The organism is Pseudomonas kitaguniensis, from assembly GCF_049199985.1.
In the GTDB taxonomy this organism is placed as follows: domain Bacteria; phylum Pseudomonadota; class Gammaproteobacteria; order Pseudomonadales; family Pseudomonadaceae; genus Aquipseudomonas; species Aquipseudomonas kitaguniensis.
Map to the genome: position 1 here is coordinate 706,947 of NZ_JBLZPT010000001.1, position 20,017 is coordinate 726,963.

A 20,017-nucleotide genomic window follows, 5' to 3' on the forward strand; every position below is an offset into this window, starting at 1 on the left:
TTACTCCCAGTTGCCCAGGTCGGCGCTGTAGCCTTCGCCACCAGGCTGGCCGTCTTGACCGTAGAAAATCAGGTCAAACGGGCCGTGTTCGCCGGGGAAGCGGTAGCCGAAAGCATGCCCAAAAGGGTCTTTGAGGTCTGAAGGCTTGGCGTACGGCCCGGCCCAGCCTGAACTGTTGGCGGGCTTCTCGACCAGTTGTTGCAGATTCTTGGGCGGCGAGCCGACGTCGAGGCCGTAGCTTTCGATTTTCATGCTCAGGCTGGCCAGTTGCGCCTTGCCTGCGCCGTATTTGCCTTTGTCGACGTTGCCACCGACTTGGCGCACCACGATGGTCGCGACGATGCCCAGCAACACGATCACTGCGAGCATTTCCAGCAGGGTAAAACCGCCCTGGCGGCGGGCGGATTTGAGACGGGGTTGGCGCATCGGTGTGTGTCCTCGGGGGTTCATATATTGCTGGTAAGGCTCATCAGCGGCAGCATGATCGCCAGCATGATCACCGCCACCAGCACCGCCATGACCACCGTCAGGGACGGCACCAGGGCGGCGAGCAGGCGGTCGATACCGCGTTTGGCTTCGACGTCGAACACGTCGGCGACCTTGAGCAGCATGCTGTCGAGTTCGCCGGCTTGTTCGCCGACTTCAATCATTTGCAGGGCCAGGTCCGGCAGCAGCGGCTCGCTGCCAAAAGCACTGGCCAGGGTGCCGCCGCCCTTGACGGATTCGGCGGCCTGCGCGACTTGCGCTTGCAGGGCGCGGTTGGTGCAGACCTGACGTGCGATGACCAAGGCTTGCAGCAGGGCCACGCCATTGCTCAGCAAGGTGCCGAGGGTGCGTGTCAACCGCGCCGCTTCGACGCGTTGCAGCAGCGGGCCGATCACGCGTATGCCGAGCACGCGCCGGTCGTATCTTTCGCGGCGCTGCGGGTCGCGCAAGCGTGCGGCCAACGTCCACACCGTAACAATCACGCCCGCCAATACCGCCAGCCCGTAAGCCCCGAGGAATTGACCGAGGCCCAGAATGACTTCGGTGATCAGCGGGATCGGCACACCCAAGTCCTTGAAGATCGGCACGAACTGCGGCACCACGTACGCCAGCAACAGCGCCAGCGACCCGAGTACGCCGACGACCAGAAAGGCCGGGTAGATCAGGGCGTTGATCACTTCGCCCCTTAATAACTGGCTGCGCTCCAAATAATCACTGAGCTGGCGCAGGGTGTTTTCCAGCGCGCCACCGGCCTCACCGGCACGCACCATGCTCAGGTACAGCGGCGAGAACTGGCTGCCCTCCTCTTCCAGTGCTTTGGATAAAGGCTGGCCGGCCTTGACGTGTTCACGAATGCGCTCGATCAACGCGCGCGTCTGCGGCTGGCCGGGCTGCTTGAGCAAGATACCCAGCGAGCGTTCCAGCGGTTGGCCCGCGCCCAACAGCGTGGCCAGTTGCTGGGTGAAGCTGACCAGCGCCGCGCCGTTCAATTGGCCACGGCCAAACGCCCTGCGCAAGCCTTCGGCGCCCGCCGCGTCGATCTGCAATAACAGCAAACCGCGCTTGTGCAGCGCGGCGACGGCGGCCTCCTGATCCTTGGCTTCCAGGGTGCCATTCTGCGGTGCGCCCTGGCTGTCGAGGGCGCGGTATTTGAACAGGCTCATGCGCCCTCTCCACGCGTCACACGCAGCACTTCTTCGAGGGAGGTGACACCCGCCACGGCCTGGCGCAAGCCTTCTTCATGCAGGGTGCGCAGGCCACCGCGGCGGGCGGCCTGTTCCAGCGTGGCGGCGTCGGCCTGGCGCATCAACAGGCTGCGCAATTCGTCGTTCATCACCAGCAATTCGGTAATCGCGGAGCGGCCGTGGTAACCGCCGCCCGGTGCATCGGCGCGTGGGCGGTAGAGCATGATTGGGCGCTGCTCGGTGAAGCGATCAAGCCCATGTTCGGCGATCAGTTCAGGCGGCGCTTCAAAAGCTTCACGGGTCGCAGGGTCTAGGCGTCGCACCAGCCGCTGGGCCAGGATGCCGTTGACCGTCGAGGCGATCAGGTAGCTTTCAACGCCCATGTCGAGCAGGCGCGTGATACTCGCTGCAGCGCTATTGGTGTGCAGGGTCGAGAGCACCAAGTGGCCGGTCAGCGACGACTGAATGGCGATGCGGCAGGTTTCCAGGTCGCGGATCTCACCGATCATGATCACGTCCGGGTCCTGACGCACGATCGAGCGCAGCGCGCCGGCAAAGTCCAGACCGATGGCCGGTTTGACCTGGATCTGGTTGATGCCTTCCAACTGGTATTCCACCGGGTCTTCGACGGTGATGATCTTGCGCTCGGCGGTATTAAGGCGCGACAGCGCGGTGTACAGCGTGGTGGTTTTACCCGAGCCGGTCGGCCCGGTAACCAGCAGAATACCGTGCGGCCGTTCCAGCACTTCCAGAAAGGTTTCCAGGCGCTGGCCGTCAAAACCGAGGCTTTGGAAGTCGAACTGCACGGTCTGGCGGTCGAGCAGGCGCATCACCACCGACTCGCCAAAACTGGTGGGCACGGTGGACACACGCAAGTCGAGTTCCTTGCCCTGGATGCGCAGCATGATCCGCCCATCCTGAGGCAAACGACGCTCGGCAATGTCCAGCCGCGCCATGATCTTGACCCGCGAAATCACCGCTGCCGATGAGCTCGACGGCGGTGCCTCGGCCTCGTGCAGCACGCCGTCAATGCGGTAGCGCACCTTGAGCTGGTTTTCGAAGGGTTCGATATGAATGTCGGAAGCGCGATGTTCCACCGCGCGCTGCAAGATCAGGTTGACCAGGCGAATCACCGGCGCTTCGGAGGCCATGTCCTTGAGGTGTTCGATGTCTTCGAGCGCACCGCTCTGCTCGTCGAGGTTTTCGATCAGCGTGCCCATGGCCGAACGGCCCTGGCCGTAGTAACGCTCGATCAAGGTTTCGACTTCGTTGCGCGGGCCGACCGCCAGCCACACCGGCACGCCGCACGCGTAGGCCATGGCCTGGAATGGGTACACCAGCGCGGGGTTGGCCGCCAACACGCGCAAGCCGCCCTGGCTCCAGCCCACCGGCACCACTTGGTAGTGGCGCATAAAACGTTCGGTGAGTACCGGCAGCGGGTCGAGCAGCGGCGGCGCGGCATCGGCCAGCACCAGCGGTGCGTCAAGCAAATCCGCCCAGGCGCGGGCCAGCTCGACTTCGGAAACCAGCCCCAGACGGGTCAGCAGGCCGAGTAATTCGGTGTCGTCAGACTCTTGCGAAAGGCGTCGGGCGCGCTCCAGGTCAACCGTTTTCAAGCCAGCCTTTTGCATCAGCCATGCGCATACCTGGTCGGTATCAGGGATGTGCATGTGGCAGGCGTTGATCGGTGTCGAGAGGCTGGGCATGGGTAACTGTCTGAGAGGCTGTCGGTGCCCCATATAGCAGCGAGCTTGCGGGCGAAAAACCCAAGAATACCGCGTTCATTCAGGATGTGCGCGCCATCGTTGACGTTCTTCGCGAGCAAGCTCGCGACTACAAAGGGTGAAGCTGGTTTAGTTGGACGTTTTTGGCGCCTTCGACTCGCTCAGCGGTCGGCCACCCTTGGTGGTTTCGGCCTTCTGTTTTTTCGCAGCCTTGGCGTCGTGGGTTTGGGTCAGGACGGTGGAATCGGCAGCACCGGACTTGGCGTCGGCGTCGGTCGATTCAGCGGCCATTGCCGCGCCACTCAGTGCAACGCCCAGTACAAAACCGGCACTCAACAGGGAAATCTTCATCAACTTTCTCCAGATCAAAAACAGCAGCGGATAGCCCAAGCGGCGCCCTGAAATGGTTCAAGACCCTACACTTAAGCTTTGTGTGTGACAGCTTGATTACGCTTGGCGAGATTAGAACTACCGGACAAAAAAACTAGTTCGTCACGCCGCCAGACATTTTCTTAAACCAATCGACTGGTAGGTTTAGACTTAGTTCCTGAACGTAAGGAAATATTTCTTATTTCACGCAAAAATTAGCTTTTGTTTGACTTACATGCGCAAGAATTGCCTTAATTATGCAGTTTTTGCGATTCAAAATGCCATCTCGTGATATCGCATTGACACCACTTACAATAATAACCAATACAATTATTAAACTAATAACATCGCGAAACTCGCCAAGTAATTGCAATTAGCCACTGGTTAAAAATTGCGATCAAGGCGGCTTATTGCCTGTAACAAAGTGATGAGCGCGTGCAGCAATACGCACTCATCCAAGCGAAATATTCAATAAACAGTTGTCGGAGAGACCCATGAGTAAACGCAAAATGATCGGTGCGCAGTCGGCTTTCGCCTTGCTGGCACTGGCAGTATCCCAAGTGCATGCGGCGACCAGCCCAGCCTTGGATGAAGGTCGTGTGAGCCGCGCAGAAAAGGCGGCGGATAAAACCCTGGCGAAAATGACCATGGAAGAAAAACTCGCCTACATCGGCGGCACCGGTGGCTGGGACGTCAAGCCACTGACCCAATACGGCGTGCCGCAGATTCACGGCGCCGATGGCGGCGTGGGCGTGCGCTATACCAGCGAAGGCAACGCTCAAGGCGTGGTGTATCCGTCCGGCCCCAACCTGGCCGCCAGCTGGAACCCGCGCCGCGCCATCGACCTGGGCCGCGCCCTGGGTTACGACACCGCCAGCGGCGGTTATCAGTTCATTACCGGCCCCGGTGTAAACCTGTACCGCATGCCGTACAGCGGCCGTGCGTTTGAGTACCTGTCGGGTGAAGACCCCTTCCTCGGCGCCAGCCTTGGGCCTGCCGTGATCAACGGCATTCAGTCGCGCGGTGTATGGGCCAACGCCAAGCATTTCGCCGCCAACGACCAGGAAAGCAACCGCTTCCACCTCAACGAAACCATCAGTGAGCGCGTGCTGCGCGAGATGACCCTGCCGCCGTTCGAGTCCGCCTCGAAAAACAGCAAAGTCGCGATGATGATGTGTTCGTTCCAAAAGGTGAACGGTGAGTTCGCGTGCCAAAACAAGCACCTGATGCACGACATTCTGAAGACCGAATGGGGCTACCCGGGCTTCGTGCAAAGCGACTACAACGCCGTAGTCGACGGCCTGCCCGCCGCACAAGCCGGCACCGATCTGGACATGATGGGCTACCAGATGAACAGCACGGTGCTCAAGCCGTTCCTCGACAGTGGCGAGCTGAGCAGCGCGACCATCGATGACAAGGTGCGCCGCATCCTCAAGCAGATCTACCTGTACAAGTTCGACAGCAAAGCGCCGCTGACCAGCCACAACATGAACAGCGCCACCAGCAACCGCGTAGCGCTGAACGCGGCGCGCGAAGGCATCGTGCTGCTGAAGAACCAGAACAACCTGCTGCCGCTGGACGCGAAAAAGGTCAAGACCATCGCCGTCGTCGGCAACCTGGCCAAGTACGCACCGCCTACCGGTTTTGGCAGCGCGAATGTGATGGCAGCCAACTACATCAGCGAGCTGAGCGGCCTGCAGCAATTGGCACCTGGCGCCAAGGTCGAGTTCATCGACGGCCTGTCGCTGGACCCGAGTGTTTCAACCTGGACCCACACCGACAGCAACGGCAACAGCGTCGCCGGTTTGAAGACCGAGTTCTTCAGCAATACCAACTGGTCCGGCGACCCGGCCGCCAGCCGCACCGACAACCATGTTGACCTCGACTGGTCGACCGACAGCTTGCCGGTGAACGGCGATACTGCTGCCACATCGATTCGCTACAGCGGCCAGATCACCCCGACCGTCAGCGGCGAACAGGTGTTCAAGGTTCGCGCCGACGGTGCGGTACGCCTCTACGTCAACGGCCAAAAAGTGCTGGATAACGGCGACGGCACACCGTTGCCGAACAACAGCATTCCGCCGACCATTCCGGTGTTTGCGAAGGTCAACCTGGAAGCCGGCAAGCCGGTCGACATCAAGCTCGAGTACTCGCGCCGTAACGGCTACCTCTCGACCATGGGCGGCCTGGTTGGCGTACAGATGAGCTGGGCGTCACTGGTTGCACCGCAAGACCTGGCCAAGTACGACGCAGTACTGGTAGCCGCCGGTAACAGCAATGAATACGAAGGCGAAGGCTTTGACCATAGCTTCGACCTGCCGGAGTTCCAGGGCCAACTGATTCAGAGCATCGCCAAGGTCAACCCAAACACCGTGGTCACCCTGCACGGCGGTACCGGGCTGAAAATGAGCGACTGGATCGATCAGGTTCCAGCGGCACTGCATGCGTTCTACCCTGGGCAGAACGGCGGCCAGGCCTTGGCGGAAATTCTGCTGGGCAAGGTTAACCCGTCGGCCAAGCTGCCGATCAGTATCGAACGTAACATCGAAGACAACCCGACCTACGCGACTTTCCCGAAATTCGACAACCAGGAAACCCTGGCCGAGATGAGCTACAAGGACGACCTGTTCCTCGGCTATCGCGGTTACGAGAAGAAGGGCATCAAGCCGCTCTACCCGTTCGGCTACGGCTTGTCGTACACCACCTTCGGTTACAGCAACATCAGCGTGACCCCTGGGGTTGCGGTGGCGGGCGCACCGATCAAAGTGTCGTTCGACCTGACCAACACCGGCAAGGTCGCGGGCGCCGAGGTGGCCGAGCTGTACGTGGGCCAGAACAACCCGAAAGTCGAGCGCGCGCTCAAAGAGCTGAAGGGCTACAAGAAAGTCTTCCTCAAGCCAGGCGAAAGCAAGCGCGTGACCATCGAGCTGAACGACCGCTCGCTGGCCTACTTCGATGAAACCAGCAAGCAGTGGGTAGTCGATGCCGACAGCTTCACCCTGTCGCTGGGCGCCTCGTCTCAGGACATTCGTCTGAACGCCAAGCTGGTCAACCCGTTCCGTCAGGAACTGTCGACCACCACCAGCAACCCGCTGCCGCGCGCTGCGCTGAAAGCCACGCTGCGTGAGTCGCCAACGGTGAAGACCGGCGGCGTGCTGAAGCAGAATCAGGGCGACAGCGACACCAGCGAAGGTGATGGCTACGACATGTCCGACGATAGCAGTCAGGGCAGCGCAGCCGGTAACTGATACCGGCACGTGCCAGGGGGGAGCGGGCCAGCCCCGCTCCCCTTTTTTCACGCCGTGTTCGGCTCAGGTGGTTGGGTTCTGATCGCCGCCTCGACCCGCGCCAGATACGTATCAAACCGCGCCACCAGGTCTACCTGCTCGGGAAACCGCAGCCACTGGATCTGCAAGCCATCCATCATGGCGAGGATCTCCTCGACCAGCCCCGCCAAGTCAACATCCCCGCGTACTTCGCCCATCGCTACCAAGTCAGCGAACTGCCCGCGCAGGCGCCGCTGGATGCCCGCATAACGTTCCTGAAACCAGGCCCAGGCAGGTTGGGTGTCGAGCAAGCTTTCGGCATTCAAAATCGTGAAGGCCCGCACCACCCCCGGCGCGGTTGCGTTTGAGCGGTTGATCGCGCGCAGGCTGCCCAGCAACCCTGTCAGTGACTTCTCGGCCCGCACTTGATCGGCAATGCGTTGATTAACTTCGTCGCGGCGTTGCAGCACGCCCATCAGTAATGAAATTTTGCTTGGAAAATGATGCAGCAGGCCGGCCACGGAAATGCCGGCAATGGCCGCCACTTGGGCCACTGACGCACCGCTGTAACCTTCGAGGGAAAAGACCTGCAAGGCTGCGTCCAGCAGCTCTTCGCGGCGTTTTTCACCTTTGGGCGCACGGCGAGTCTTGATCGGCGCAGGCGCGAGTGGATCGGTCATGGAAAAGTCCTTTTTTGGGGCAGGCTTGCACCGTATCCAAATTGACCAAGCGCCGCAAATAAACCTCAGGTGCTCTCGCGCTCAATCAAGCGGCAGTCGAGCAGGTTCAAGCGCTGCACCTCATCCTCCAGCGGCAATACGCCAAGGCTTTGCAGCACACGGGTTGCCGCGAGCACACCGATCTCCAGCGCAGGCGGCTTGATGGTGCTGAGGCTCGGCAGCAGCATTTCGGCAAACGGGTAATCACCAAAGCCGAGCACCGCGCAGTCTTGCGGGATGTTCAGCCCGGCACGCTGCCCGGCCAGCAAGCCACCGGCGGCCAGGTTGTCGTTGGCGAAGATGATTGCATCCGGCGGCGTGGCATCGGCCATCAACGCTTGCATCGCTTGTTTGCCCGCTTCGAACGGCGCGTGCTCGGCGTTTGGCACGAATACCCAAGGTTGCAAACCCAGCGCGGTGACGGTCGCGGCATAACCATCACGCCGCTCCAGCGCGCTGAAGTCGCCGACCACGCTGTTCTGCACGAAAGCGATGCGCCGGTAGCCCTTGCCATGCAGATAACGCGCGGCGGTGACGCCCACCTCATAATGCGAAAAACCGATCTGCAGTGGCTCACGCTCGGGCACGTAGTCCCAGGTTTCGACCACCGGAATATTCACTTCTGCGATCATCTTTTCAGTGCCGGCGCTGTGGAAGCGGCTGGTGAGTACCAGCGCCGCAGGCGACCAACCGAGGAACGCGCGCACCGCGCTTTCTTCCTGCTCGACGCTGAAGTAGCTCGAAGCCAACAGCAATTGATAGCCATGGCGGCTGAGGGTGTCGCTGAAACCCTGGAGCGTGTTGGCAAAGATCGGCCCGGAAATGTTCGGGATCACCATCGCGACGATTCTGCCGCGCGCCGACGCCAGCCCACCGGCCACCAGGTTGGGCACATAACCCAGCTCGGCGACCACGGCCGCAATGCGTTGGCGCCGCTGCGGCGAGACTTGCTCCGGCTGGTTGAAGTAACGCGACACGGTGATCGCCGACACGCCGGCCTGCCGCGCCACGGTGCTGAGGGTGACACGGCCTGCGCCACGGCGTTTGCGCGGTTTGTCTTCGCTCAAGGGACAGTCCTGCTAGAAACAAAAAAGAATATAGGACTAATTTTTTAGTATTTGACGCTCTAAACCAGACCTACCAATAATGCCGATGTTAGCGCTAACAAAGCGCGTTGTCTGCTACTCGCTCGAGCGAATGCCCAAGACAGTGACACAGGCGCTGACGGTCGCAGAACCGCAGCGGATCAGGGCATTTTTTGAACGGGCACAGCATGCACAATTTTCCACGTCACATTCATTTATTGCTTCTGGCCGGCCTGACCGCACTCCCGCTGCCGGGCGCATTTGCCGCCGATGAGCCGGAACTCACGCTCAAGCCGGTCACCGTCACGGCCACCCGCCGCGAAGAGTCGCTGCAAAAAGTGCCGGTGGCGGTGTCGGTACTCGATGGCGAACAACTGGAGCGCGACAACCGCACCGGCGTGGCGAGCATCGCGCAACAGGTGCCGTCGCTGAATTTTCGCACCGGCGCGTCGAACAAAGACACGTCGTTGTTCGTGCGCGGCGTGGGCACCATTTCCACCTCCCCCGGCGTTGAGCCGACCGTGGCCACCGTGATCGACGGCGTGGTGTATGCGCGCCCCGGCCAGGCCACCCTCGACCTGCTGGACCTGGAACGCATCGAAGTATTGCGTGGCCCGCAAGGCACACTGTTCGGCAAGAACGCGTCGGCCGGTGTGCTGAACATCACCAGCAAAGCGCCTACCGCCGAGACCCATGGCTATATCGACCAGTCGTACTACAGCGGCAATGAAAGCCGTACCCGTTTCGGCATCGGCGGCAGCTTGGTGCCGGACGTGCTCAAGGGCTCGATCAGCACCTTGTTCGGCAGCTATGACGGCAATGTCGACAACAAAAACAACGGCCAGGAGGTCAACGGCTACAACCACAAGGGTATCCGCGGCAAATTGGAATTCACCCCCAATGACGACGTGAAGCTGACCCTGATCGCCGACTACATGCAGTCGCACGACGACGCACCGAACGGCGTGGTCAGCAAGTCGCTGAGCCCGGCGTTCAGCAACGCACTGAGCCCGGTGCGGGCGTCCAGCGACAACCGCAATATCAACACCGATACCCGCAGCCATGTCGAAGACACCAACAAGGGCTTGTCCGCCCAGCTTGACTGGAACCTCGGTGACTACACCCTGACCTCGATCACCGCCTGGCGCGGCTGGGACAACACGCAGTACCAGGACGGCGACCGTCTCGGCAGCGTGACCGCAGCCTTCCCCGGCACCGCCGACAAGGGTGATTTGGCGTTCGACCAGTACTCCCAGGAAGTGCGCCTGGCGTCGCCCAAAGGTGAGTTCCTGGAATACGTCGGTGGCCTGTTCTACATGCACGGCAAGGACCAGGAAACCTACCAGCGCACACTCACTACCACCACGCGCACCGACCGTGGCATTGCCGACTACAGCACCACCAGCGACAGTTACGCCGCGTTCGGCGAGACCACACTGAATTTCACCTCGCGCTTTCGCGGCATCGCCGGCCTGCGCTATACCCACGATGACCTGAAATACGACCACAGCCGCGTCTCTACCTCCGCCACCACGGTCAGCGGCATTCAACCGGCCACCAGCAGCTCGGGCTCGGTGGATGAAGACGGCTGGTCCGGCCGACTCGGCGTGCAATATGACATCAGCGACACCATCACCAGCTACCTGACCTATTCGCGCGGCTACAAAGGCCCTGCGTACAACGTGTTTTTCAACATGCAGCCGCGCGACACCGACGCGCTCAAGCCAGAGACTTCCAACACCTGGGAAGCCGGCATCAAAGCCACCGCCTGGAACAATCGCCTGACCACCAACCTTGCGGTATTCCACAGCGACTACGACAACTACCAAGCCAACTTTTTCGACACCGTCGCCGGCCAAGTGGTGACGCGCCTGATCAACGCCGGCAGCGTCAGCACTGAAGGCGTCGAGCTGGATTATGCGTTGCAGGCCACCCAGCAACTCAAGCTCTCCGGCGCCCTTGCTTACACCCGTGCGCGCATCGACGAGTTCGCCTGCCCGCCAGGCGCGGCGTCTACGTGCAACGTGAATGGCAAGCCGCTGCCCTACAGCCCGGACTGGAAAAGCTACGTGCGCGCCGACTACAGTATCCCGCTGGATAACGGCCTGGACATCGAACTGGGCACCGACTACAGCTGGCAGAGCGAGGTGCAATACGACATCAGCCAGAACCTGGACACCCAACAAGGCGCCTACGGCATCTGGAATGCCAGCGTGGCCCTGGCCGACTACAACAATGGCTGGCGTGTGGCGCTGCTGGCGAAGAACCTCGCCGACAAGTCCTACTCACCCATGCTGGCCACCGGCGGCAACTCTATCTACCGCGCCGTACCGCGTGACGATGAGCGTTACTTCGGCGTGCAACTGCGCAAGGATTTTTAAGCATGAGCCGTCAACTGAAACTCGGCGCCTTTCTGATGGCCACCGGGCACCACGTCGCCGCCTGGCGCCACCCGGACGTGCCGGCGAATGCCGGGTTGGATTTCGCCCACTACAAACACCTGGCGCACGTCGCCGAAGCGGCCAGGTTTGATGCGCTGTTCGTGGCTGACAGCATCGCCGCCGCCACCGGCGACGTCGCCAGCCACATGGCGCGCTCGGACCACTTTGAGCCGCTCACCTTGCTCTCGGCGCTCAGCGCGGTGACGGACCACATCGGCCTGATCGCCACCGCCACCACCACCTACAACGAGCCCTACCACGTGGCGCGAAAATTCGCCTCGCTGGATCACTTGTCCGGCGGGCGCGCGGGCTGGAACCTGGTGACCTCGGACAACGCCGCCGAAGCGCAGAATTTTGGCCGCGATGAACACCTCGGCCACGGCGAACGCTACACCCGCGCGCGGGAATTTCATCAGGTGGTGACGGGGCTGTGGGACAGTTGGCAGGACGACGCGTTTGTGCGCGACAAGGCCAGCGGCCGCTACTACGACCCGGCGAAACGGCATGTGCTGGATCACGTCGGCGAACACTTCCGGGTCAAAGGCCCGCTGAACGTCGCGCGCTCGCCGCAGGGCCAGCCGGTGATCGTGCAGGCCGGTTCTTCAGAAGCCGGCCGTGAGTTGGCGGCGCAGACCGCCGAAGTGGTGTTTACCGCGCAAACCTCGTTGGCCAACGCGCAGGCGTTTTACGCCGACATCAAGGGCCGTTTGGGCCAGTACGGGCGTGACGCCGATTCGCTGAAAATAATGCCCGGCGTGTTTGTCGTGGTCGGGCACACCGAGGCGCAGGCACAGGCAAAATTCGACGCGTTCCAGCAACTGGTGGAGCCCGCAGTGGGCGTGGCCTTGCTGGGCCGCATGCTGGGCAATTTTGACCTGTCCGGCTACCCGCTCGACGGGCCGCTGCCGGCGCTGCCATTGACCGACAGCGGCCAGCGCAGCCGCCAACGACTGCTCAGCGAATTGGCGGACCGCGAGCAACTGACGCTGGCGCAATTGGGTCGGCGGATTGCCGGCGGGCGCGGGCATTACAGCCTGATTGGCACGCCTGCGCAGATCGCCGACGAGTTGCAGCGCTGGTTTGAAAACGGCGCCGCCGATGGCTTCAATATCCTCGTGCCGCACCTGCCGGGCGGGCTGGAAGATTTTGCGCAGTGGGTGGTGCCCGAATTACAACGCCGCGGCCTGTTCCGCACCGAATACACCGGCAGCACGCTGCGCGAAAACCTCGGTTTGGCGCGCCCGAAAAATCGTTTTAAAGAGGTACAGCCATGAAAATCCCCGCGCTGTTGCTGGCCCTGCTGGCCGTGACGCACACCGCACTCGCGGCCGACCCGGCCGCCCTGCGTATCGGCTACCAGAAAGGCTCAATCGCCTTGGTGCTCGCCAAGGAACATGGCCTGCTGGAAAAACGCTTCCCGCAGACCGCGGTGAAATGGGTTGAATTCCCCGCCGGTCCACAGATGCTCGAAGCCCTCAACGTGGGCGCACTGGATGTGGGTTCGACCGGCGACATCCCTCCCCTGTTCGCCCAAGCCGCCGGTGCCGACCTTGTGTACATCGGCGCCGAACCGCCCAAACCGACTGCGGAAACGATACTGGTGCGCAACGACAGCCCGCTGCATTCGGTCGCGGACCTTAAGGGCAAAAAAGTCGCTTTTCAGAAAGGCTCCAGCTCCCACAACGTGATCCTGCGGGCGCTGAATAAAGCTGGCCTGAGTTACAAGGATATTCAGCCGGTGTACTTGCCGCCCGCGGATGCACGGGCCGCGTTTGAGCAAGGCAGCGTCGATGCCTGGGCGATCTGGGAGCCCTATTCGTCACTCGCCCTGAGCCAAAGCCCAAGCCGTGTGCTGGCCAATGGCGAAGGCTTGGGGTTGTCGGGGCCGGTGTATACCGCACGGCGCGAGTATGCCCAGGCCAATGGCGTATTTATCCACGACGTGCTGGATGAACTCAGCGCCGCTGAAGCCCTCACGCGTAGCCAGCGTGACGACAGCCTCAAGGTGCTCACAGGGTTTATGGGCCTGCCCGCCGAGGTCATTGCGCGCTATATGGATAACCGCCCGCCATCGCCGATCCTGCCGATTGACGACACGATCATCCAGGCGCAACAGGCGACGGCCGATCTGTTTTACCAGAACCGGTTACTGCCCAAGCAGATCGAGGTGAAAAAGGCGGTGTGGAGAGCCCAGGGCAACTGAGATTCAACGGTGGCAGTGGGCTTGCTCGCGATGGCGGTGTGTCAGATAAGTATTTTTCAACTGACACACCGCCATCGCGAGCAAGCCCGCTCCCATAAAAAGCGCTTTTAATCCAACCACTTAACCGTGTTCGGCCTGCGGTCGGGTGCTTTTCTCTACGAGGCACATCGGGGTGCCGGCCACCGGTTCAAGCATGATCCGCACCTGCACATCGAATACCTGACGCATCAACTCGGCACTGATCACCGCCGCCGGTGCGCCATCGGCGACCAGCTTGCCGGCGTGCATCACCGCCAGGTGGTCGGCGTAGCGGCAGGCCTGGTTAATGTCGTGCAACACGGTAATCACGGTTTTGCCTTCGGCGGCCAGTTCGCGCATCAGGTCAAGCAGTTCAACCTGGTGGCTGATGTCGAGGTACGTGGTCGGTTCATCGAGCAACACCACCGGCGCGTTCTGCGCCAATACCATCGCCAGCCACGCGCGCTGGCGCTGGCCACCGGACAAGTCCGCCAGCGCCCGGTCGGCCAGCGTGTCCAGCTCCAGGCGCTGCATGGCTTGGGTCACATGGGCTTGATCACTGCCACTCAGGCGCCCCCACAATGAGTTATGCGGGCTGCGGCCGTACGCGACCAACTGGCGCACGCTGACACCTTCCGGCACAGGCAGCACCTGCGGCAAAAACGCAATCTGCTGGGCTAACTGGCGGGGCGACAGGCTGGCGTAAGCTTGACCCTCCAGGGTCAGTTCGCCCTGCGTGGGCTTCAGAATGCGCGCGAACGCCTTGAGCAAGGTCGACTTGCCGCACCCGTTCGGCCCGATCAACGCAGTGACTTGCCCCGGCGGCGGCGCAAACGACAAACCTTGCACGATGCGCGTGGCGCCGTAGCCAATGTCGAGTTGATGCGCCTTTAGAATACTCATGTCATCAGCCCTTGAACCGTGCCAGCAACCAAAGAAAATACGGCGCGCCAATCACCGCCGTGAGCACCCCCGCAGGGATTTCGCTGGGCGCGATCAACGTGCGACCAAGGGTGTCGGCGAGTACCAGCAACAACGCGCCAATCAGCATGGCGGCCGGCAGCAAGTACTGGTGATGCCCGCCTACCAGGCGCCGTGCCATGTGCGGCGCAACCAAGCCAATAAAACCAATCGGCCCGATCACGCCCACGCCCAAGCTGGTGAGCAGCACCGCGCAGGCCATCGCCAGCCAGCGTGTGCGGCTCAGCGCGGTGCCCAAGCTGTGGGCCGCTTCGTCGCCAAGGGCGATCAGGTTCAGCGGCTTGGCCAGGCACAGCCCCAACGGAATCAGCAGCAGAAACGGCAGCACCAGCACCACATGCTGCCAATTGCGGCTCCACAGGCTGCCGGTCAGCGCGAGCAACGCGGTGTTGATGTCCAGTGGGTGCGACAAAATCAGAAACTCGGTGACGCTGGACAAGGTCACCGCAATCGCTACCCCCGACAGCGCAAAACGCACCCCGGAGAAACTCACGCCGCTGTGATACAACGCCAGCAGTAACGCCCCACCGGCGCCGCCGAGGCAGGCCACCAGTGGCAGCCAGGCAATCGGCAACTGCGGCCAACTGATGATCGCCACGGTCAGCGCCAGCCCTGCGCCTTGGCTCACACCGAGAATTTCCGGTGAGGCCAGCGGGTTACGAATCACTCCCTGCACAATCGCCCCGGCCAGCCCGAAAGCGCAGCCGGCCAGAATCGCAATCACGCTACGTGGCAGGCGATGGTTCCACACTTCAAAGTCGAGCGCGTCATGCGCCAACAGGCGCTCCAGCACCGTTGCAGGTTTGAGCCACAGCGTGCCGGCGCTGAGGCTGACAAAGGTCGCCACCAGCAACAGAGCGAGCAGCAGCCATAAGCGCAAGCGTGGCCGGCTCATAACGCGCGCCTGGCAAGAAACAGAAAGAACGGCGCGCCGATCAGTGCAGTCACCACACCGGCCGGTGTCTCCACCGGGAAGGCCACGGCGCGACTGAGCAGGTCGGCGGCCAGCACGATTACCGCGCCCAGCGCCGCACTCAGCGGGATCAGCCAGCGGTAGTCGTTACCCAGAAACTGGCGCAGGATATTCGGCGCAATCAGCCCGACGAACCCAATCGGCCCGACCGCGCAGACACTGGCGCCGACCAGCAACAGGCTGGCGACAAACACCTGCAAGCGCAGGCTGGCGATGCCGACGCCCAGCGAGCGCGCGGCGTCTTCACCGAGGTTGATCAGGTTCAGGCGCGGCGCACACCAGAGCGCCCACAAACCGCCGATCAAGGTGCAGGGCCAGAGCAGTTGCACCTGCGCTGCACCGACGTTGGCCAGCGAACCGGCCAGCCAGTTCAGCACGCTTTGTGCCTGCGCCTCGACCAGAATCACGCTGAGCCGGGTCAATGCCGCGCACAATGCGGCAACCGCCACACCGGCCAATACCAAACGGCCTTGGGCGGTGGTCGGCGACCAGGCGCCGCCGAGGCTGAACACCGTGACCCAGGCCAGCGCGCCGCCCACGCACGTCATCAACAGCGCACCACCGGCAAAGGGTGGCGCCACCAGGCCGGTCGAAAACAACGCCAATCCCAACGCCGCCCCCGCCGTCACCCCAAATAAAGAAGGCGATGCCAGACGGTTGCGGGTAATGCCTTGCATCAGCGCGCCGGCCAGCCCCAGACAGGCGCCCACCAAGCCTGCGCACAGCGCACGCGGCACGCGTAATTGGGCGACGATATAAGCCATATTGCCGCCTTCGTGGCCTTGGTGAATCAAGCCATTCCAGGCATCCGCCGGGGTGATCACAAACGGCGACCAGCTGAACAGCGAGTACCAGAACAACACGGCCCCCAGCAGCACAATGCCTGCTGCGGCGAAACTGCGCTGCACGGTTACTGGCTCAATACGGCTTTGCCGCCTTTAAGAATCGCCAGCGCGTCTTCTGCGATTTGCTCCGAGGCCAACACGCCCCGGTTGCGCGCCCAACTGTCGCCATCGACCTCGGCCACGTGCTGGTTGCGCACCGCGCCGAGCACTTGCCACAACGGCTGCTTGCTCCAGGTGTCGACGATGCTTGGGCGGCGGTAGTGACCAACCAGCAACCAACCCGGATCCAGCGCGAGCAATTGTTCCAGGCTGACGAACTCAGTCGGCGCAGCTTTGGCACGCACAGACGGTACTTTCAGACCAATGGCTTCGAGCACGCTGCCGGCATAAGAGTCGGGGCCGTGCACCGAAAAGCTGTCTTCGCGCGCCACACCGAACAACACGCTGGCACCGGCCGGGATCTGCTGCGCAATGCTCTTCAGGTGCTCACGATTCTGTGCGATGCGCGCCTGCATCTGCGCGCTTTTGCCCACGGCCTGGCCGATCAGCTCGGCGGATTTCAGGCTGCCCTGGTAATCCTCTCCCCGCGAGGGCAGCAACAAGGTCGGCGCGATACTCGCCAAGTCGCTGTACAACGCCTGGTGGCGATTGAGGTCGGCAATAATCAAGTCCGGTTTAAGCCGGGCTATTTCCTCGATGCTCGGCTGCGAGCGCAGGCCCACGGACTTCCACTCGCCGATGGCTTGGCGCACGCGCGGCAACACCCGGTTCGCATCGCCATCGTCGGCGGCGCCTACCGGCGTTACGTCAACCGCGGCCAAGCTGTCGAGAAAGGAGAACTCCAGCACCACCACGCGCTTGGGCGCATCCGGCAGATGCACCGCGTGTTGGCCGTCGTTCAGGTCGATAGGCGCAGCGCTCAATACGCTGGAACACAACGCCAGAAGGCAGGCGGCAAGAGTGGGGATGGAGCGCAGCATTCGCATGAACAACCTCGGCGTTGAAACACCCAAGCGCGACAGGCCTGGGAAAACGGCGGGTACTATTCCATATCGGGGCGGAGCAATCAAAAAACATTCCTATTCACGGCGCCGATCAGCTGCGGTCGCAGGGGTTATGCAAGGTGACGCCCAGCGTCACGGGATGCATTCCCACGCAGCGCGTGGGAGCGATCGACTGTCACATTCGGGCTGCTGCTAGAAATCGACAGTGGCCGAGAGTAAATAGGTGCGCGGCGTGGACAGGGTCAAACCTGGCTCACTGTCATCCGACGCCCCGGCCGAACTCCAGTAACGCTTGTCGGCGACGTTCTCAACATTGGCGCGCAGGGTAATCTGCTTGTCGTCGACCTTGAAGGCGTAGCGCGCGCCGACGTCGATGCGGTTCCAGGCATCGATTTCTTTGACGTTGGAAGTGTCCAGGTACTGCGCGCTTGAGTAGATGCCGCGACTGGTCAGCGTCAGGCCTTCTACGGTCGGCACGTCCCATTCGGCACCCAGGTTGACGTTGTACTTGGGTGTGGCCGGTGCGCGGTTGCCGTCGAAGGTGCCGTTGGTGGTGTGGGTCAGTTCGCTGTCGATGTACATCACACCTCCGAGCAGCCGCACGCCCTTGAGCGGTTCGCCAAACACGCTGAGTTCCACGCCATCGTTCTGTCGCTTGCCGTTAGGCCCGAACACCCGCGTGGTGGCGTTGGTTTCATAAGCCGGCTGTTTGATACGAAACACCGCGGCGGTCACGGCGAAGGCGCCTGCATCGTACTTGGCGCCGACCTCGACCTGACGGCTGATAAACGGCGGGAAGATTTCATCTTCATTGATCGACGTAGACGGTGCGACCTTGCCCTGGCTCAAGCCTTCCATGTAGTTGGCGTACAGCGACAAGCGGTCGGTTGCTTTGAACAGAATGCCGCCGGAGGGCGAGACTTTTTCCTCGTCATAGGCGGTGTCGCCTTTGACGTTATCGGTCCAGTCATCGACTTTCACACGCTGCCAGCGCGCGCCGAGGGTCAGCAGCAGGCGATCGTCGAAAAAGCCCAAGGTGTCGGAGAGCGCCACACCACTGAACATGTTCTCGGTATAAACCTTCGAATCGAAACGCGTAGGCCGCGACGGCGTCGGGGTTTGCACCGGGTCGTACAAATTGCTCGGCGCCGCAGCATAGCGAGCGCCGCCGTTTTCAAAGTCCATGTAGAAGTAGCTGGCGGCCAGGTTGACCTCGTGGCTGACTGGCCCGGTGTGGAACCAACTGCGCACACCCGCCGTGGCGGTGCGCACGTTTTCGTCGCGGGTGAAATCACGCGGCAGCACGCTGAAATCCCCTGCGTCATTGGTGACCGACACCGCATGGCGCAAGAAGTCGTGATGGCTCTCGCGTGCGCCCACGCCGCCATACAGCATCACGCTGTCACTGAGGTCGAACTCGCCGTTAAGCGTGCCGAACGTGTCGTTGGTACTGGCCTTGCTCCAGCTTTGCGCGTAGTTGCGGTGCACCTCATTGGCACTCGGCACCTTGGCATTCGCGCCGACCTGCACGCGCTCTTGCGGCGCATCGGTGTCGCGCTCGGTGTGGCCAATATCAGTGGAGAGGCGCAAGCGCTCGCCGCGAAAATCCAGGCCGATGACCGCCATCTCACGGTCGACGCTCTGGTGGTCCCATTCAGTATCGCCAGCCTGCTTGACGCCGTTAAAGCGAATGCCGAACTTGTTGTCCTCGCCAAAACGCCGGCCCACATCCACTGCGCCACCGGCCTGGCTGTCAGACGCCCAGGTGCCGGTGAACGAGTTGATGTCTTTGTCGGTGGCGCGCTTGGGCACCACGTTGATTCCACCGCCTACACTGCCGCGCGGCGAGATGCCGTTGATCAACTGGTTCGGGCCTTTTAACACATCGACGCGCTCGGCCATTTCCATGTCGATGGTGTAAGTCGGCAACACGCCGTACAGGCCGTTGTAGGCCACATCGCTGTTGAACAGGCTGAACCCGCGAATCGTGAACTGCTCATAACGCCCACCGGCCGGGTTGGTCGCGCGGACCGACGGGTCGCTGGCGATCAGGTCACCAAGGGTGCGCGCCTGCTGGTTCTTCACCGCATCGGCGGTGTAGGTGGTGATGCTGAACGGCGTGTCCATAAAATCCCGAGAGCCCAACAGGCCTTGCGAGCCACGGCGCGCCACCTGCCCACCGGCGTAGGTATCGCCGCCCTCAAGCCCCGAAGTGCCGACGATTGAAGTCGGTGCCAACTGCAGGCTGCCGCCCTCCGGGGCCGGTATCAGCATGTACGCCTGCTCTCCGACCGGTTGCAATTGCAGGCCGGAGCCTTGCAGCAAACGGGCAAAGCCCTCCTCCACCGCGTACTCGCCAGACAAACCACTGCTGCTGCGCCCGCTGACCAACGCTGGGTCCACCGACAAATTGACGCCTGCCAACCCGGCAAAACGAGTCAATGCCGCACTCAAGCTGCCGGCCGGCACTTGGTAGCTACGGCGCGCGGCGCTGTCTTCGGCATAACTGACGGGCACGAACAAAGGGCAGGCGCTGAGGCTTAGCATCAGGCTGAGGTTCAGCAACGGGCGCAAGCGCAAAGGTGGAACGGCGGACATAGGAGGAAGCTCTCGAATTTATTCACTTACCTGGAATGACCGGCGAGATGAAAAAAAGGGACAGGCTTCGACGTTTATTTTGAGGCATTAAAAGCGCTGCAGACCGGTGCTTCCACATTCA

At 62.0% G+C, this 20,017-nt stretch carries 15 protein-coding genes; 4 read left to right on the forward strand and 11 right to left on the reverse strand.

Annotated elements, in window-relative coordinates; translation table 11 throughout:
- The 4 genes from gspG to ACOZK9_RS03360 all read right to left on the reverse strand — a co-directional run bounded on the left by gspG (position 1) and on the right by ACOZK9_RS03360 (position 3,745).
- Entirely contained in the window at positions 1-426 is a 426-nt protein-coding gene (gspG, locus tag ACOZK9_RS03345; RefSeq protein WP_099238449.1) for a type II secretion system major pseudopilin GspG, read from the reverse strand.
- A gap of 20 nt (positions 427-446) precedes the next feature.
- Positions 447-1,649, reverse strand: coding sequence for a type II secretion system inner membrane protein GspF (gene gspF / locus ACOZK9_RS03350; protein WP_058412091.1), 1,203 nt, complete (start codon positions 1,647-1,649; stop codon positions 447-449).
- Complete coding sequence (gene gspE, locus ACOZK9_RS03355) at positions 1,646-3,376, reverse strand: type II secretion system ATPase GspE (RefSeq protein ID WP_058412092.1); 1,731 nt, start codon at positions 3,374-3,376, stop codon at positions 1,646-1,648. The genes gspF and gspE overlap by 4 nt, the downstream gene beginning before the upstream one ends.
- Before the next feature lie 147 nt (positions 3,377-3,523).
- Positions 3,524-3,745, reverse strand: a complete 222-nt coding sequence (locus ACOZK9_RS03360) for a hypothetical protein (protein ID WP_421555286.1) — start codon at positions 3,743-3,745, stop codon at positions 3,524-3,526.
- 512 nt (positions 3,746-4,257) lie between these two features.
- Between ACOZK9_RS03360 and ACOZK9_RS03365 the strand changes: the two genes are divergently transcribed.
- A complete protein-coding gene (locus ACOZK9_RS03365; protein WP_152749267.1) occupies positions 4,258-7,011 on the forward strand; it encodes a beta-glucosidase in 2,754 nt (917 codons plus the stop codon).
- A gap of 47 nt (positions 7,012-7,058) precedes the next feature.
- On the opposite strand, the gene ACOZK9_RS03370 is transcribed toward ACOZK9_RS03365, so the two are convergent.
- Together ACOZK9_RS03370 and ACOZK9_RS03375 are read right to left on the reverse strand one after the other, a co-directional pair.
- Complete coding sequence (locus tag ACOZK9_RS03370; RefSeq protein WP_058412095.1) at positions 7,059-7,709, reverse strand: TetR/AcrR family transcriptional regulator; 651 nt, start codon at positions 7,707-7,709, stop codon at positions 7,059-7,061.
- A gap of 65 nt (positions 7,710-7,774) precedes the next feature.
- Positions 7,775-8,815, reverse strand: a complete 1,041-nt coding sequence (locus ACOZK9_RS03375) for a LacI family DNA-binding transcriptional regulator (protein ID WP_152749266.1) — start codon at positions 8,813-8,815, stop codon at positions 7,775-7,777.
- A 206-nt stretch (positions 8,816-9,021) separates the two neighbouring features.
- Here ACOZK9_RS03375 and ACOZK9_RS03380 point away from each other — a divergent pair, with 206 nt between their 5' ends.
- The 3 genes from ACOZK9_RS03380 to ACOZK9_RS03390 are packed head-to-tail and all read left to right on the forward strand — an operon-like array spanning position 9,022 to position 13,477.
- A complete protein-coding gene (locus tag ACOZK9_RS03380; RefSeq protein WP_421555287.1) occupies positions 9,022-11,214 on the forward strand; it encodes a TonB-dependent receptor in 2,193 nt (730 codons plus the stop codon).
- Positions 11,215-11,216: 2 nt separating this feature from the next.
- A complete protein-coding gene (locus ACOZK9_RS03385) occupies positions 11,217-12,548 on the forward strand; it encodes an LLM class flavin-dependent oxidoreductase (protein ID WP_421555288.1) in 1,332 nt (443 codons plus the stop codon).
- Entirely contained in the window at positions 12,545-13,477 is a 933-nt protein-coding gene (locus ACOZK9_RS03390) for a sulfonate ABC transporter substrate-binding protein (RefSeq protein WP_152745433.1), read from the forward strand. Before ACOZK9_RS03385 ends, ACOZK9_RS03390 begins: the two co-directional genes overlap by 4 nt.
- A 120-nt stretch (positions 13,478-13,597) precedes the next feature.
- On the opposite strand, the gene fecE is transcribed toward ACOZK9_RS03390, so the two are convergent.
- The 5 genes from fecE to ACOZK9_RS03415 form a co-directional block, all read right to left on the reverse strand.
- On the reverse strand, positions 13,598-14,398 hold the full coding sequence (gene fecE / locus ACOZK9_RS03395; protein ID WP_421555289.1) for a Fe(3+) dicitrate ABC transporter ATP-binding protein FecE: 801 nt from the start codon (positions 14,396-14,398) through the stop codon (positions 13,598-13,600).
- A 4-nt stretch (positions 14,399-14,402) separates the two neighbouring features.
- Positions 14,403-15,371 carry a FecCD family ABC transporter permease gene (locus ACOZK9_RS03400; RefSeq protein ID WP_421555290.1) on the reverse strand — a complete coding sequence of 323 codons (969 nt, stop codon included), beginning with the start codon at positions 15,369-15,371 and terminating at the stop codon, positions 14,403-14,405.
- Positions 15,368-16,357, reverse strand: coding sequence for an iron-dicitrate ABC transporter permease FecC (gene fecC / locus ACOZK9_RS03405; RefSeq protein ID WP_172979310.1), 990 nt, complete (start codon positions 16,355-16,357; stop codon positions 15,368-15,370). The genes ACOZK9_RS03400 and fecC overlap by 4 nt, the downstream gene beginning before the upstream one ends.
- Positions 16,358-16,359: 2 nt before the next feature.
- Complete coding sequence (locus tag ACOZK9_RS03410; protein ID WP_421555291.1) at positions 16,360-17,274, reverse strand: Fe(3+) dicitrate ABC transporter substrate-binding protein FecB; 915 nt, start codon at positions 17,272-17,274, stop codon at positions 16,360-16,362.
- Between the two features lie 216 nt (positions 17,275-17,490).
- Positions 17,491-19,896, reverse strand: coding sequence for a TonB-dependent siderophore receptor (locus ACOZK9_RS03415; RefSeq protein ID WP_421555292.1), 2,406 nt, complete (start codon positions 19,894-19,896; stop codon positions 17,491-17,493).
- Positions 19,897-20,017: the final 121 nt, after the last annotated feature.

Coding starts and splice junctions, on each gene's coding strand:
- ACOZK9_RS03360 (WP_421555286.1), bottom strand. CDS start 3,745: ATGAAGATTTCCCTGTTGAGTGCCGGTTTTGTACTGGGCGTTGCACTG.
- gspE (WP_058412092.1), bottom strand. CDS start 3,376: ATGCCCAGCCTCTCGACACCGATCAACGCCTGCCACATGCACATCCCT.
- ACOZK9_RS03400 (WP_421555290.1), bottom strand. CDS start 15,371: ATGAGCCGGCCACGCTTGCGCTTATGGCTGCTGCTCGCTCTGTTGCTG.
- gspF (WP_058412091.1), bottom strand. CDS start 1,649: ATGAGCCTGTTCAAATACCGCGCCCTCGACAGCCAGGGCGCACCGCAG.
- ACOZK9_RS03390 (WP_152745433.1), top strand. CDS start 12,545: ATGAAAATCCCCGCGCTGTTGCTGGCCCTGCTGGCCGTGACGCACACC.
- ACOZK9_RS03370 (WP_058412095.1), bottom strand. CDS start 7,709: ATGACCGATCCACTCGCGCCTGCGCCGATCAAGACTCGCCGTGCGCCC.
- ACOZK9_RS03380 (WP_421555287.1), top strand. CDS start 9,022: ATGCACAATTTTCCACGTCACATTCATTTATTGCTTCTGGCCGGCCTG.
- ACOZK9_RS03415 (WP_421555292.1), bottom strand. CDS start 19,896: ATGTCCGCCGTTCCACCTTTGCGCTTGCGCCCGTTGCTGAACCTCAGC.
- ACOZK9_RS03385 (WP_421555288.1), top strand. CDS start 11,217: ATGAGCCGTCAACTGAAACTCGGCGCCTTTCTGATGGCCACCGGGCAC.
- ACOZK9_RS03410 (WP_421555291.1), bottom strand. CDS start 17,274: ATGCTGCGCTCCATCCCCACTCTTGCCGCCTGCCTTCTGGCGTTGTGT.
- ACOZK9_RS03365 (WP_152749267.1), top strand. CDS start 4,258: ATGAGTAAACGCAAAATGATCGGTGCGCAGTCGGCTTTCGCCTTGCTG.
- fecE (WP_421555289.1), bottom strand. CDS start 14,398: ATGAGTATTCTAAAGGCGCATCAACTCGACATTGGCTACGGCGCCACG.
- gspG (WP_099238449.1), bottom strand. CDS start 426: ATGCGCCAACCCCGTCTCAAATCCGCCCGCCGCCAGGGCGGTTTTACC.